Source organism: Rhabdothermincola salaria, assembly GCF_021246445.1.
Classification (GTDB): Bacteria; Actinomycetota; Acidimicrobiia; order Acidimicrobiales; family Acidimicrobilacustridaceae; genus Rhabdothermincola_A; species Rhabdothermincola_A salaria.
Window position 1 is genome coordinate 1,484,807 of record NZ_JAJQXW010000001.1, and the last position, 15,246, is coordinate 1,500,052.

Below are 15,246 nucleotides of genomic sequence, written 5' to 3' on the forward strand. Positions count from 1 at the left end.
TCACGAACAGCGTCCAACACTAGGGCCATCGCACGGCCCGTCGATGCGACCGGCGTCGCAGGGCGGCAACGACATCAACGGAAGTCCCGGGAGGACGGCACCGCGGCGGTGAGCGGAAGGGGTTCGAGCTTGTCGGCCACCACGTTGGTGACCCCTTCGGCCCGTTCGAGGCGGCCCCGCACCAACATGGCGGGGGCGGTGCGGGCCACCCGGCGGTAGCGGGCCCAGCAACCCTGGGAGACCACGACGTTGATCAGCCCGGTCTCGTCCTCCAGGTTGAGGAACGTGGTACCCCCGGCGGTGGCAGGCCGCTGGCGGTGGGTGACCACCCCGCCCACCAGCACCCGGCTGCCGGGCTCGACGCCGGCCAGACCGGTGGCGGTGACCACCCCCCGCTCGGCGAGCTGGTGGCGCACGAACCGGGTGGGGTGGCCGTCGGGAGCCACCCCGGTGGCCCACAGGTCGGCGGTGGCGACCTCACGGTCGCTCATGCCGGGCAGCGGTGGGGCCTCCACTCCGGTGACCACCCCGGCCAGGCGATCGGCCCCGCCCTGGGCCACCGCGCCGGCCGCCCACAGGGCCCGGCGGCGGTCGAGGGGCCGACCCGTGCCGTCGTCGAGGCGGGCGAACACCCCGGCGGTGGCCAGCGCCTCGAGGGTGTCGCGAGACAGCGCCACCCGGCGGGCCAGGTCCTCCATGGAGGTGTACGGGCCGTGGGCGTCGCGCTCGGCCACGATGGTGTCGGCCAGGTCGCCGCCCACCGTGCGCACCGACGACAACCCGAGGCGCACCGCCGGTTGGGGCACGTCGCGACCGCCCCGGGGCAACAGGGCGGGGTCGTCGTCGGCCGGGGGGTGAGGATCGGGGCGGTCGTCGTCGGGCGGGCCCTGCGGGCGGCACGGGGCGGCCTCGCCGTCCACCCACTCGAGCGAGGCGCCGGCCCGCGACGCGTTGAGGTCGGGGGTGCGCACCTCCACCCCGTGGCGGCGGGCGTCGGCCACCAGGGTGTGGGGGGCGTAGAAGCCCATGGGTTGGGCGTCGAGGAGCCCGGCGCAGAACGCCGCCGGGAAGTACCGCTTGAGGTACGAGCTGGCGTAGACCAGGTAGGCGAACGACACCGAGTGGCTCTCGGGGAACCCGAAGTTGGCGAAGGCGGCGAGCTTGTCGTAGATGCGATCGGCCACCTCGCCGGTGATGCCCCGTTCGGCCATGCCGTCGTAGAGGCGGGCCCGCAGGCGCTCCATGCGCTCGCGGCTGCGCTTGGAGCCCATGGCCTGGCGGAGCTGGTCGGCCTCGCCCGCGCTGAACCCGGCCACGTCAATGGCCATCTGCATGAGCTGCTCCTGGAACAGCGGGACGCCGAGGGTCTTGGCGAGGGACCCCTCGAGCAGCGGGTGCAGGTAGGTGACCGGCTCGGTGCCATTGCGCCGCCGGATGTAGGGGTGCACCGACCCGCCCTGGATGGGGCCGGGGCGGATGAGGGCCACCTCCACCACCAGGTCGTAGAAGGTGCGGGGCTTGAGCCGGGGCAGGGTGGCCATCTGGGCCCGGCTCTCCACCTGGAACACCCCGATGGAGTCGGCCGCGCACAACATGTCGTAGACGGCGTCGTCCTGGGGGATGGTGGCCAGGTCGACCTCGAGGCCGTGGGCGCCGGCCACGAAGTCGGCGCCGCGGTGCAGGGCGGTGAGCATGCCCAGGCCGAGCAGGTCGAACTTCACCAGGCCGGCCGCCGCGCAGTCGTCCTTGTCCCACTGCAGCACCGTGCGACCTTCGTGGCGGGCCCACTCGACCGGGCACACCTCGATGACGGGTCGGTCGCACAGCACCATGCCCCCGGAGTGGATGCCGAGGTGGCGGGGGGCGTGCTCGACCTGGGCGGCCAGCTCGAGCACGGCCTCGGGGATGCCGTGGTCGGGCACCTCGGCGCTCTTGGCGACACCGCTCCAGCGGTCGACCTGCTTGGCCCAGGCGTCCTGCTGGCCGGGGGCGTAGCCCAGGGCCTTGGCCATGTCGCGCACCGCCGAGCGGCCCCGGTAGGTGATGACGTTGGCGACCTGGGCGGCGTAGCGGCGCCCGTAGCGCTCGTAGACGTACTGGATGACCTCTTCGCGCCGACCCGACTCGATGTCGACGTCGATGTCGGGCGGTCCGTCGCGCTCGGGCGACAGGAAGCGCTCGAAGAGCAGCCCGAGGGCCACCGCGTCGGCCTTGGTGATGCCGAGGGCGAAGCACACCGCCGAGTTGGCCGCCGAGCCCCGCCCCTGGCAGTAGATGCGTTGCCGGCGGCAGAACTCGACGATGTCCCACACGATGAGGAAGTAGCCGGGGAACCCCAGCTGGGCGATGACGTCGAGCTCGTGGTCGATCTGGGTCCACGCCCGGTGGCTGCCGGCACCGCCACGGGGCCCGTAGCGGTGCTCGGCCCCGGCCTCGGTGAGACGACGCAGCAGACCCATCTCGTCGAGGCCGTCGGGGCAGGGGTAGGGCGGCAGCGCCGGGGCGACCAGGTGCAGGTCGAACGCACAGTCGCGGCCGAGCTCCGCCGCCCGTTCGACCACCCCGGGGAAGCGGGCGAAGCGACGGGCCATCTCGACCCCCGAGCGCAGGTGGGCGCCGGCCGCGGCCGGCAGCCACCCGTCGAGTTCGTCGAGGCTGCGGCCAGCCCGCACCGCGGCGATGGCGGTGGCCAGCGGCCGTTGGGCGGGGGCGGCGTAGTGGGCGTTGGTGGTGGCCACCGGGTCGAGGCCGGCGCGCACGGCGAGAGCGGCGAGAGCGTCGTTGCGCGCCGAGTCGAGGGGGTGGCCGTGGTCCCACAGCTCGACGGCCACGTGGTCGCGCCCGAAGGTGTCGACCAACTCACCGAGGCGGCGGGCGGCACCGGCCGGGCCCTCGGTCTCGAGGGCGGCGGGCACCGCTCCCTTGCGACACCCGGTGAGCACCAGCCAGTGGCCCTGGTCGGCGAACGGCGCCCCGGTGCCGCCGATGCCGCAGAGGTCGGCCGGGGTGAGACGGGGACCCCCCTTCTCGCCCCGGAGTTGGGCTTCGCTGATGGCCCGGGCCAGCAGGGCGTAGCCCCGGGGGTCGCGGGCCAGCACCACCAGGTGGCGTTCGTCGGTGCCGGCCCCGGGGTCGGGCTCGCCCACCGGCACCCCCCGGCGCCCGAGGGTGAGCTCGCTGCCGAAGATGGTGGGCAGCCCCAAGGCCCGGGCCGCCTCGGCCGCTCGTACCACCCCGTAGAAGCCGTCGTGGTCGGTGACGGCCAGGGCCTCGAGGCCGAGGCGAGCCGCTTCCTCGGCCATGGCCTCGGGCGAGCAGGCCCCGTCGAGGAAGCTGAAGTGGGTGTGGGCGTGCAGCTCGGCATAGGGCACCGATCCCCGCGATCGACCCGGGGCGGCGGGTGGTTCGTAGGTGGGGCGCTTCCGAGACCAGGCCGGGCTGTCGCCCCCGTCACCGGGGAAGAAGGGCCGTCCCCGACCTCCCGCGGGCGCAGGCGCGTCGCCGAGGCGCCGCTCCAGCTCGCTCCAAGGCACCGGCGGGTTCCTCCACCCCATGCGACCATGCTAGCGAACAGACGTTCGCCTTCCGAAGGCGAAGCGTCCTCGGGTGGTGGTGCCGGGTGACCCGAACGACGTCACCGCGCTCAGCGGCAGCCGATCAAGGAGTTGGCGCCACGACCGGTGTTGATCGCATACACGCACACCGGCAGACCACGCCCATCGATCGCCAACGTCCGCGAGAACCCGTGCGCCGACCCATACCCCGGGAACGCCGCACCCACATCAGGCCGCGACCGATCCGCCGTCAACGCGAACCCGCTGCCCCCCACGTACACGTGCACATCGATCGGCGCCGCCGTATCCGGATCCAACGCCCAACCAGCCACCCTCACCTCGGACCCCGAACGCGTCACCACATCGAGCGAACCGAACGGCGACCCCGACGGCACCACCACCGTGCGACACCCCAACAAGGTGGTCGAACCACGACCCACGTTGATCGCGTACGCACACACCCGCTGAGCCCCCGGCGACGCCGACAACGTCCGCGAGAACCCGTGCGCCGACCCATACCCCGGATACGCCGCCCCCACATCGCTACGCGTGCGATCCGCGGTCAACGCCGTCCCCCGACCCCCCACGTACACATGCACCGGAATCGACGCCGCCGTATCCGGATCCAACGCCCAACCAGCCACCCTCACCGACCCCGGACCCGCCGACACCACATCGAGCGAACCGAACGGCGACCCCGACGGCACCACCACCGTGCGACACCCCAACAACGAGTTCCCACCCGACCCCACGTTGATCGCGTACGCACACACCTGGTGAGAACCACCCGACGCCGGCACCGACACCGAGAACCCGTGCGCCGACCCATACCCCGGGAACGCCGCACCCACATCCGACCGCGACCGATCCGCTCGCAGGGGGTACCCCCTTCCGTCCACGTACACGTGCACGTCGATCGACGCCGCCGTATCCGGATCCACCGCCCAACCAGCCACCCTCACCGACCCCGGACCCCCCGACACCACATCCAACGACCCCACCGGCGACCCCGACGGCACCACCACCGTGCGACACCCCAACAACGAGTTGCCACCCGACCCCACGTTGATCGCGTACGCACACACCTGGTGAGAACCACCCGACGCCGGCACCGATGCCGAGAACCCGTGCGCCGACCCGTATCCCGGGAAGTCGTTGCCCACCTCGCTGCGCGGGCGATCCGCCGTCAGCACATGACCCACTCCATCCACGTAGACGTGGATGTCGAGCGGGTTCGCGGTCGCAGGATCCAACGCCCAGCCCGACAGCGAAACCGACCGCGGACCGGTCTCCACCCGATCGAGCAATCCGATCGGGGAGACGGTGAGGGTGTTGTTCCACGCCAGCACCTTGTCGACGTGCAGGAACCGTTGCCCCTGGCTGGTGCACTCCCCGTTGCCGTCGCAGTTCGAGTTGCTGGGGTAAGCCGAGTAGGGCGGGTTCCATGCGTGGTACGCCATGCGCAGCTGACCGTCGGCATCGACGAAGAGGCTCCCCCCGCCTGCACCGTTGCGCTCGTCGTCGTTGGGCACCAACGGGGTGTCACGAGTGCGGACACACGGCCCGGACGGGCCGTCGCAGCGAGCGACACCCATGGCGTAGTTCGACGACGCCCAGTCGTTGCCCGAGTAGAGGAGCCAGTAGGTGCCGCCATGGTGCACCATCGAGGGGTTCTCGATGATGGGTCCCTCCCACGGCAGCGCGGTCTCGAGGAGCAGGGCGGGCCGGGAGGTGGCGAACCCCGTGCCGGTGCTGTTCAGGCGCTGGGACCAGATGCGGGTCTGGCGCCAACCCGTGGGGCTGTTGCCCCCTTCGGACTTCCAGACGAGGTGGGCACGACCACTCTCGTCCCGGAAGACCTCGGGATCGATGCTGCCCGCGTGGTCGTCGTCGCACACCAGCGGCCGCGACGCCGTGTCACGGAAGGGACCCTCGGGCGAGGGCCCCGGCGCCGCCGAGATGCACCGACGACCCGGCGTCGAGGTCTCCCACGAGGTGTACGCCACCCAGGAGTCGCCGAACCGGGCGACACCTGGACCCCACTGGGCCTTGCCCGAGAAGTGCTGTGCTCCACCGAGCGACCACGACGGGGGCACCACGACGGCATCGTTGAAATACGGGTCGCCGTTCCACTCGTTCGGATCGTGGGCGTCGCGCGCGTACCAGTTCTCCAGGTCGTCGGACCACATGGCCGGAAGGGTCGGTCCGCCGGTCGAGGTCGAGTACGCCCAGTACCGGTCGCCGTGGCGGACCACGGTGGGATCGGGGAAGTTCTGGTCGTAGAGCTGCCCCGGCTCGAACCAGGGCGCGCCGACGTACTGGGGATCGAACGCGCTCGAGGCCATGGGGTCCATGGCCGCCGGCGCCGATCCGGTGCCGGCCGTGGGCTCATCGTCGGTCGGACCCGGCTGGGGCGAGCTCGACGGGCTCGTGGCGGGCTCGGAGGGGTCCGGTCCTCCCGGGGCCGTCGGCTCGGGATCAGGGGCCTGCTCTGGGCCCGGGGTCGGCTCCGACGCGTCGGGATCCGGGGTCGGCTCAGGACCCGGTGCCGGTTCGGAGCCGGGTGCCGGCTCCGACGGTGCCTCAGGGGAGGTCGTCGTCGAGGAGGCCGACGGATCGACCGATCCCTCGGCCGCCGCGTTGCGCACGAGCGGGCTCAGGGTGACCAGGAGCGCCATGACGAGCGCAAGCGCGCCTACCCCACGAGCCGACCGAACCATCGCCACCCACCTCCGACCCGTCCACGCATGGGCCCACGCCGCCGAAGTGGCGAATTCTAGCGGGACGGGACCGTCCGGTGTCGTCGCCCCGTCCTCGGGTGGTGGTGCCGGGTGACCCGAACGACGTCACCGCGCTCAGCGGCAGCCGATCAAGGAGTTGGCGCCACGACCGGTGTTGATCGCATACACGCACACCGGCAGACCACGCCCATCGATCGCCAACGTCCGCGAGAACCCGTGCGCCGACCCATACCCCGGGAACGCCGCACCCACATCAGGCCGCGACCGATCCGCCGTCAACGCGAACCCGCTGCCCCCCACGTACACGTGCACATCGATCGGCGCCGCCGTATCCGGATCCAACGCCCAACCAGCCACCCTCACCTCGGACCCCGAACGCGTCACCACATCGAGCGAACCGAACGGCGACCCCGACGGCACCACCACCGTGCGACACCCCAACAAGGTGGTCGAACCACGACCCACGTTGATCGCGTACGCACACACCCGCTGAGCCCCCGGCGACGCCGACAACGTCCGCGAGAACCCGTGCGCCGACCCATACCCCGGATACGCCGCCCCCACATCGCTACGCGTGCGATCCGCGGTCAACGCCGTCCCCCGACCCCCCACGTACACATGCACCGGAATCGACGCCGCCGTATCCGGATCCAACGCCCAACCAGCCACCCTCACCGACCCCGGACCCGCCGACACCACATCGAGCGAACCGAACGGCGACCCCGACGGCACCACCACCGTGCGACACCCCAACAACGAGTTCCCACCCGACCCCACGTTGATCGCGTACGCACACACCTGGTGAGAACCACCCGACGCCGGCACCGACACCGAGAACCCGTGCGCCGACCCATACCCCGGGAACGCCGCACCCACATCCGACCGCGACCGATCCGCTCGCAGGGGGTACCCCCTTCCGTCCACGTACACGTGCACGTCGATCGACGCCGCCGTATCCGGATCCAACGCCCAACCAGCCACCCTCACCGACCCCGGACCCCCCGACACCACATCGAGCGAACCGAACGGCGACCCCGACGGGAGCCCGGACGGGATGACGACGGACGACCGCGTCGACGGGGCGCTCGTACCGTTGGAGCTGTTGGCGACGGCGGTGAAGGTGTACGCGACGCCGTTGCTGAGGCCGGTGACGGTGCAGCTCGTCCCGGAGGACGTGCACGTCGCACCGCCGGGACTGGCCGTGACGACCACATCGGTCACCGGTTCGCTGCCCGCGAACGACGGCGGGAGCCAGGAGACGGACGCGACGCCGAAGCCCCCGGTGGCGGTCACCGCCCGAGGAGGCGAGGGGACTCCGAGGAGCGCGGCGTCGAGCTGGATCCGGGGGAGCCCGGTCGACGAGAACGACGTCGCCACGAGGCTCCCTGTAGTGCGCAGGCGGTCGACGACGTCATCGAGGGCGACGAGAGGATCGGCCTGGCGGAGCAGGGCGACGGCCCCGCTCACCATCGGGGTCGCCATCGACGTCCCACTCATCAACGTGAAGCCCGCCACGGGCCAGGACGAGTCGATGGACTGCCCCGGCGCCAGGAGCGTGGTGAGGGTCGACGCGTTGGAGAAGGAGGCCAGCGCGCCCGAGGTCGACGTCGCCCCGACGCTGACGACCCCGGAGATGCAGGCAGGCTCGGCCATCATGCCGGTGGCCCCCTGGTTCCCGCTGGCGACGACCGTCGCCACCCCCACGCTGCGGAGCCGATCCACCTGCGTCTTGGTGGCCGACTTGGCCGCATCGCAGTACCCGCTGTGGAGCTTGTCGGTCCCCAGGCTCAGGTTCACCGCGTCGAGCTCGGCGAACCCGTCGATGCCGGCGTCCTTCTGCTCGTACAACCACTGCATCGCCTCGTTCAGGTCGGAGTCGTAGGCGAACAGGCACGGCGGGGTGCTGAGACACACTGCGGACGTCAGGCCCTGGGTGAAGACCTGCACCGCGATCACCGAGGCTCCCGACGCCACCCCGACCCGCTCGGCCGACGGCGACGACGGCCCGCCGACCGCGATGCCGGTCACGTGGGTCCCGTGGCCGCACGCATGCGCGGGGGCCGTGCAGGGGGAGGCGCTGCCGGGGCCCGTGGAATGGGTGGGGTCCTCTCCCGAGCACAAGCCGGCCATCCCCGACCTCGGCGAGCCGGCGAGGGACCAGCAGGCCTCGGCGACGACCTTGCCGGCCAGATAAGGGTGGTCCGCCTGCACCCCGGTGTCGAGCACGGCGATCGTGCGACCGGCCCCCGTGCCGCCGGCGGCGAGGGTGGCCGGCACGCCGATGGACTCCGCCCACGCGCCGGCCGTGACGTAGTTGCGTGCGTTGGGGATGATCTCCTCGACGAAGGGCGACTCCCGCAGCTCGGCGAGCTCGGCGGCGTCGACCGTCATCGCCACCTGGGGGGCTCGGCCGGCGCTGCGCACCTCGGCCGGTGACGCCGACGGCACGTCGGCCAGCACCTCGTCGACGACCTCTTCGCCCGGTCGATCGGTCACCACGATGACCTCTGCTTCGCCCGTGGTCGCCACCTCCTCGAGCGCGGCAGGAGCGACCGGCGCAGGAGGCGAGATCGGCTCCGGCTGGTCTTGGGCCTCGGCCGCACCGATGAGAGGTCCTCCCACGGCCATGACGACCGCCACCACGACGACGCAGAAGCGACGAGCCGCAGGGGACGTGAGGTTCACCGCCGGACCTTATCCCGCTCGACCTCGACACTGACGTAGGCCTGGTTCGACTCCGTGCTGCCCCCGGCCGCAAGATGGAGGTCGTGATCGTCCGGACCTCTGAGCCCGTCCGGGTCGCCGTGTTGGCCGACACCCACCTGCGAGGCTCCGTGGAACGTCTGCCCGTGGTGGTGCGTCGCGAGCTCGAGGCCGCCGACGTGGTGCTCCACGCCGGCGACGTGCTCGACCGCGGGGCCCTCGTCGACCTGACCCGCCTGGTGGGTGACCGCCCGCTGCACGTCGTGTTGGGCAACAACGACCACGAGCTGGTCGGGATGCTCCCGGATCGCCTCGAGGTCTCCATCGCCGGTGTGCAGGTGGCCATGGTGCACGACACCGGGGCCCGAGCCGGTCGGGAGAGCCGGATGCGCCGCTGGTTCCCGACCGCCGATGTGGTGGTGTTCGGCCACAGCCACGAACCGTGGAACGCCGAGGGCCGTGACAGCCAACTGCTGTTCAACCCGGGGTCGGCGGTCCAGCGCCGCCGCCAACCTCACCGGACCATGGGCGTGCTGGTCCTGGGAGACGGCGAGATCGTCGAGCACCGCACGGTCGTCGTCGACGACGAGGACGAGTAGGCCGGCACCCTCCGACGATGCCACTCAGGCCCCGGCGGGCTCGGTGTCGGGATGCAGGGCGTCGAGGAGGAACTTCAGATGGCCGGCGATGCGAGGTGACTCGAACTCCCAGCGCACTCCCGTGTCCTGGTCCTCCAGCTCGAAGGTGCGCACCCCCACCCTCGAGTGCACGGTGACGGCGATGCGATCACGGTCGTAGGCGAAGAGCTGCTCACCGGGCTCGCGACGACCGACGTGGGGCTTGATCCGCCAACCGTAGAGACGGGTCTTCGACGCCGCCACCAGGCTCTCCCAGGGCACGATGCGCACCTCGCCGCCGGTCTCGCTGACTACGTGTCCGTCGTGGTGCTTCTCGGCGGCGTAGCCGGCGGCCCCACCGGCCAGACCGAGTGCGGCGCCGAACAAGCCGTCGCCGGCGATGTTGCCCAGCGAGGTGCCGACCGCCGAGCCGCCCGTGACCCCACCCGAGGTGCCTCGGGGCTGGAACCAGGCGGCGGCCACGATGGTGTCGCCGTCTCCGACGACGGCCTGGGCCCGGTCGATCAAGTCCTGCTCGCTCATGTCGGTCTCCGAGGTAGGTGGGTGGTGGTGGTGGTGGTGGTGAGAGCCCCCTTGTCTTCGGCTCCGACCGGCACCTCCTGAACCCCTTTCCCGGGCCGACCGGGCGACCTCAGTCGTAGACCGCCTCCAGCCACCAGCGGCCGCCCTCCACGTACACGAGCACGGCCCGACCGTCGACCAGGGCCAGCTGGAGACGGGCCCGCCGTCGTCGCTCCGGGCCGTCCCACCACCGTTCGTCGGCCGGCCACGGGCCCGCCCACGCCAGAACCCGGTGGGCGGGCCCGCCGTCGAGCACCACCTCGACCGGCGCCCCGCTGATGCCCCCCCGACCGTCGACGACGACGACGACGCCGTCGCCGTCGCGCACCTCGACCGGCGCCGGATCGGGCGGTACCAGCGCCGGGGAGGGAGCCGGCACCTGCCCCGGCCAGGGCGCCTCGGCGGCCGGTGTCGGACCTCGAGGCCCGGTGAGCTCGACGGCGGCGGCGGGGACCCGCACCACCCGTTCGCCCGGTCCCCGTCCGCCGCGGGGTTCGGGCACGGTGACGGCATCGGGCCCCAGCAGGCCCTGCACCCGGGCCAGGCCGCGCCGGGCCCGTTCGGAGGCACCCGACTCCCCACCCCAGAAGCCCAGCTGGCGACCGGTGGCGGCCACCACCTCCTCGGGGGTGAGGACCAGGCGGACCACTCCCCCGGTGGGCCGGTGGGCCCGAGGACCGTTCAACCACCCGTCGAGCTGCCACCGCACCCGATCGGCCACCGCCCCGGGCCCCAGCGCGCCTTCGTGGCGCCACACCCGTTCGTGGACCTCGCCCTGGTCGGTCTCGGCGCTCACCAGCACCCGGGTGCAGGCCAGCCCGTCGGTGTCGAGACGGGCGTGGAGCTCGTCGGCCAGCCCCTTGGCCACGAAGGCCACCACGTCGACGCGCTCGGCCGGAGGATCGAGGTCGGCGGCCACCTCGAGGTGGCGCGGCGGCGGACCGGTGGCGGGCGGGTGCTCGTCGAGACCACGGGCCAGACGGTGAGCGCCCCGACCGTCGGCGCCGAAGCGGGCGACCACGTCGCCGGCGTCGAGGGCCGCGAACGCACCGAGGGTGCGCAGGCCGAGCCGCACCAACACGTCGACCAGATCGGGCTGGTCGAGCGTGGTCACCGGGCGGGGGGCCAGGAACGCCGGGGTGCCCCCGGGTGCCACCACCTGGGAGCCCGGGACTGCGGCGCGTGCCGCCAGGCCGGCTGCGAAGGCGCCATCGGCCACACCCACGCCGGCGTGCCCCTCCCATCCCCGTTCGGAGAGCACCTCGTCGACGGTGGTGAACACGGCTGTCGCCAGCGCGGTGTCCCCACCGAAGTAGCGCGCCGGACCACGGGTGGGGAAGGTGACCACGCCCGGCCCGGACAGCTCGAGGCGAGGCGTGTAGCGCTCGAGGGCGGCGGCCACCCCGGCGAAGGCCCGGGCGTCACGGGCCTCGTCGTGCTCGTGCACGACCAGGTCGGGGCAGCGCCCCTGGGCCTCACGACGACGTTGGCCGGCCGCCACCCCCTCGGCCCGCGCCGCCGGCGTGGCGGCTCGGACCCGGTTGGCCCGCACCACCACCGCCGGTTCGTCCGGGCCGGCTCCCGCGGCCGCCACCGGCCAGTCCGGGCACCAGACCACCAGCGCCCGCACCGCACTCACGACACCACCCGAAGCCGGGCCCGAACCGTCCCCCCACGACCACAGTGGGCCACCAGCGCCCGCACCGCGCTCACGACACCACCCGAAGCCGGGCCCGAACCGTCCCCCCACGACCACAGTGGGCCACCAGCGCCCGCACCGCGCTCACGACACCACCCGAAGCCGTGACGGGGCCGAGGGTTGGAGCCGTTCGGTCGTGCCATCAGCGGGCAACCACACCTCGCCCCGACGGGGTCGGGCCGCCCGGCCCCGGCCGTCGGCGGTCACCACCACCTGGCGGCGGCGCAGGTGCCCGTGACCCTGCCCCAGGCCCTCCCACCGGACCTCGGTGACGCCGAGGATCACGTCGCAGGCCCACTCACCCAACATCCTCCGTGACGGTGGCCTCGCCCCCCCGGTTCCGCCGGCACCACCCGACACGAGGGCACCGGGAGCGACGGGGACCAGCACCGAGCCTCGCTCCCGGGCGCGGGCGGCGAGGCGCCTGGTGTCTCGGGCGGCGAGACGAAGTCGGGCGTCGACCAGCACCAGGTCGACGGCGCCGATCAACGCCGCCACCGTGGGGGCCCACGTGGCGGGGTCGTGACGGGGCAGCGCCACCAACGCCAGGCGGTCGAGGGCCACCCCGAGCTCGGCGGCCGCGGCCAGGCCCAGCTCGGGCAGGCCCACCACCGCCGCCCACGACCCGTCTCGTGACGGGCCGGCCACGAGGGTCAGGGCCAGCGACGTGGCTCCCGCGCCTCCGGCCACCCCCACCACCGAACCACGGGCGACGGCCCCCTCGGGCAGCAGCGGGGCCAGCGCCTCCACCACGGGCAGGGTCTGGTGGCGGGCCAGGGTGACCGGGGCGGCCCGGTCGGCGATCTCACGGAGCTCGGCGGGGACAGCCACCCCGCCAGTATCGAACAGCTGTTCGAGTCAGGCAAGCGGGGTCAGCTCATCGCGGGGCGCCGGTTCACCGCCGCGCCAGGAGGCGCTCCAGGTCGTCGAGCACGAAGGGGCCCTCGGTGCCGCACATCAAGATCACGTGGGTGGCGCCCGCCTCGACGAAGGCGTCCACCTGCTCGATCTCGCCGCCGCTGATCGCCACCGTGCGCTCGATCTCGCCGGGGTCGCGGCCCACCTCGGCGCACCAGCGGTCGAGCACGCTGCTCTTGTGGGCGAAGACCTCCGGAGGCCCGAAGGTGTTCCAGGCGTCGGCGTAGCGGGCGGTGATACGCAGGGTGACCTTCTCGCCTCCGCCACCGATGAGGATCGGCAGGTCTCCCACCGGTGGGGGCACCAACCGGTCGATCCGGGCCTTGATCCGTTCGAGAGAGGCCTCGAGGGCGGCGAGACGGGATCCGGCGGTCCCGAACTCATAGCCGTACTCGTCGTGGTCGCGCTCGAACCACCCGGCGCCGAGCCCCAGGTAGGCACGCCCGTCGCTGATGTGGTCGACGGTGCGGGCCATGTCCGCCAGCAGCTCGGGGTTGCGGTAGGTGTTGCCCGTGACGAGCATCCCGAGGCGGGCGTGGGAGGTGTCGGCCGCCATGGCCGTCAGCGTCGTCCACCCCTCGAAGTGGTTGCCCGCCGGATCGCCGTAGAGCGGGAAGAAGTGGTCCCACGTCCAGATGGAGTCGACCCCCATCTCGTCGGCCGCCCGGGCCGCCGCCCGCAGATCGGCCATGGTCGTGTGCTGGGGTTGCAACTGCACCCCGACCTCGAAACGGGTCATGTCTCGGCCTCCCGGTCGTCCTCGGGTGGCACGCTACCGTCACCCTCCGAGCCCGACCGCCCGGCGGAGACGAGGCCGGCGCTAGTCGCCGACGCCCTCGGGCATCACGACCTCGACACCCTCGCGGTAGTAGGTGAACAGCTCCTCGACGAGCTCCTTGAGCCCGGCGGCGGAGTCGGTGCGATCGAGGTGGACGGTGATGACGTTGCCGTTCACGTGCACGCCGGTCACCCCTCCCCGGGCGAACAGCGCACCGGCGACCCGGCTGGCCGGCTTGTCGGCCGCGGCCTCGACGTCGGCCGGGGACCGGAAGGTCTCGTGGCCCATGCCGGTGAGCGGGCGGTTGGTCTCGAAGCGAACCACACCGGGGTGCGGGGAGGACTTCTCGATGACGGTGACTGGCTGTCCCATGGCGGCGGTGATGTTAGTGCCGGGCCTGCGGCGCGCCCGCATCCCCGGTCGCGCCGCCACCAGGTCCGGCCGCGGCGGAGGCCAGCGGCGGGGCGCCGTCGGCCTCGGCCCGGCCGGGCCCACCCCGACCGGATGCCGCGGGAGCCACGGCCCGCCACGTCCACACCGCCAGGGCGATGGCCACGACACCGAGCAGGGCGTGCACGACCTGGAACGCGAGCTCGTGGTCGGCGAGGAAGATCTGCGGCACCCGCACCGCCCACACCGCGACGGTGAGCCCGGCGAAGACCTGTACGACCCGGGCCCACCCGGCGGTGAGCGGCGACCGCCACGTGCGCACCAGCACCACGACCCCGACGACGGCGAAGCCCAACAGCACGGCCGCGAGGAGGCTGGAGGTGACCTTGTCGGCGGTGCTCTCGGTGTCGGACCCCCAGGCGTTGACCAGTCGGTTGGACCAGACGAACACCGTCCAGGCGACGAGGGCGGCGAGTCCGGACCATCCGCGGCGGGTCATGGCCCGAGGGTACCCGCCCGGGCCCGGGGCCCGGTCGGCGCCGACCGGGCTCAGAACAGGGTGGGCGCCTCGTCGAAGGAGGGTCGGCGGGCGATCCCCGACCACGGCAGGGCGTCCATGAAGGCCCAGGTCCGGCGGTGGATGGTGGTGGGCCCCATGCCGGCCAACGCCACCTTGTGGCGGGGGCAGGGGTAGCCCTTGTTGGCGTGGAACTCATAGCCGGGGAAGTGCTCGGCTTCCCGGCGCATCAGCCGGTCGCGGCTGACCTTGGCCAGGATCGACGCCGTGGCGATGGACAGGCAGCGGGCATCGCCCTTGACCACCGTGCGGCTGATGCCGCCGCCGACGAAGTCCCAGTTGCCGTCGATCAGGACCCGGTCGGGGGCCACCCCCAGCCCTTCGACGGCGCGCCGCGCCGCCAGCTTCTGGGCCGCCGACATGCCCAGCTCGTCGCACTCCTCGGGCGACGCCGACCCGACGGCCCACGCCTCGCACCAGCCCGCCACCCGGTCGAAGAGCGCTTCACGCTCGGCCTCGGTGAGCATCTTGGAGTCGCGGACCTTGTTGAGCCGCCGGTCCTTGGGCACCACGGCGGCCCCGACCACCAGCGGACCGGCCCAGGATCCGCGTCCCACCTCGTCGACCCCGACGACGACGGTGTCGCCCCCGGCCCACAGCTCGCGCTCGACGGACAACGACGGCGCCTTGGCCCGGAGGGCCTTGCGCAGAGGCGGCACAACGGTGGCGGTCACGACACCGCCGACG

General features: G+C 72.9%; 11 protein-coding genes. 1 reads left to right on the forward strand and 10 read right to left on the reverse strand.

The genetic code is table 11. The annotated features are described in order from the left end of the window. Positions 1–74 precede the first annotated feature (74 nt). The 3 genes from LUW87_RS06945 to LUW87_RS06955 all read right to left on the reverse strand — a co-directional run bounded on the left by LUW87_RS06945 (position 75) and on the right by LUW87_RS06955 (position 8,980). Entirely contained in the window at positions 75–3,554 is a 3,480-nt protein-coding gene (locus LUW87_RS06945; RefSeq protein WP_232670395.1) for an error-prone DNA polymerase, read from the reverse strand. An 89-nt stretch (positions 3,555–3,643) separates the two neighbouring features. Beyond that, positions 3,644–5,908 carry a glycoside hydrolase family 43 protein gene (locus LUW87_RS06950; RefSeq protein WP_232670396.1) on the reverse strand — a complete coding sequence of 755 codons (2,265 nt, stop codon included), beginning with the start codon at positions 5,906–5,908 and terminating at the stop codon, positions 3,644–3,646. 501 nt (positions 5,909–6,409) lie between these two features. After that, positions 6,410–8,980 (reverse strand): S8 family peptidase, encoded by a 2,571-nt coding sequence (locus tag LUW87_RS06955; RefSeq protein ID WP_232670397.1) that lies wholly within the window; start codon positions 8,978–8,980, stop codon positions 6,410–6,412. Between the two features lie 83 nt (positions 8,981–9,063). Between LUW87_RS06955 and LUW87_RS06960 the strand changes: the two genes are divergently transcribed. Then, the gene (locus LUW87_RS06960; RefSeq protein ID WP_232670398.1) at positions 9,064–9,597 is read left to right on the forward strand and encodes a metallophosphoesterase family protein; all 534 of its coding nucleotides are present in this window, start codon (positions 9,064–9,066) and stop codon (positions 9,595–9,597) included. A 24-nt stretch (positions 9,598–9,621) separates the two neighbouring features. Here the strand turns inward: LUW87_RS06960 and LUW87_RS06965 are convergent, their stop codons facing one another. The 7 genes from LUW87_RS06965 to rnhB all read right to left on the reverse strand — a co-directional run bounded on the left by LUW87_RS06965 (position 9,622) and on the right by rnhB (position 15,233). Then, on the reverse strand, positions 9,622–10,158 hold the full coding sequence (locus LUW87_RS06965) for a hypothetical protein (protein WP_232670399.1): 537 nt from the start codon (positions 10,156–10,158) through the stop codon (positions 9,622–9,624). Between the two features lie 109 nt (positions 10,159–10,267). Beyond that, positions 10,268–11,836 carry a Y-family DNA polymerase gene (locus LUW87_RS06970; protein ID WP_346742405.1) on the reverse strand — a complete coding sequence of 523 codons (1,569 nt, stop codon included), beginning with the start codon at positions 11,834–11,836 and terminating at the stop codon, positions 10,268–10,270. Positions 11,837–11,980: 144 nt separating this feature from the next. After that, complete coding sequence (locus LUW87_RS06975; protein ID WP_232670400.1) at positions 11,981–12,727, reverse strand: hypothetical protein; 747 nt, start codon at positions 12,725–12,727, stop codon at positions 11,981–11,983. Positions 12,728–12,791: 64 nt separating this feature from the next. Further along, a complete protein-coding gene (locus LUW87_RS06980; protein WP_232670401.1) occupies positions 12,792–13,553 on the reverse strand; it encodes an LLM class F420-dependent oxidoreductase in 762 nt (253 codons plus the stop codon). 81 nt (positions 13,554–13,634) lie between these two features. After that, entirely contained in the window at positions 13,635–13,964 is a 330-nt protein-coding gene (locus tag LUW87_RS06985) for a NifU N-terminal domain-containing protein (protein ID WP_232670402.1), read from the reverse strand. A 13-nt stretch (positions 13,965–13,977) separates the two neighbouring features. Continuing rightward, complete coding sequence (locus LUW87_RS06990; protein WP_232670403.1) at positions 13,978–14,481, reverse strand: hypothetical protein; 504 nt, start codon at positions 14,479–14,481, stop codon at positions 13,978–13,980. Positions 14,482–14,531: 50 nt separating this feature from the next. Further along, positions 14,532–15,233 (reverse strand): ribonuclease HII, encoded by a 702-nt coding sequence (gene rnhB, locus LUW87_RS06995; RefSeq protein ID WP_232670404.1) that lies wholly within the window; start codon positions 15,231–15,233, stop codon positions 14,532–14,534. Between the last annotated feature and the right edge of the window lie 13 nt (positions 15,234–15,246).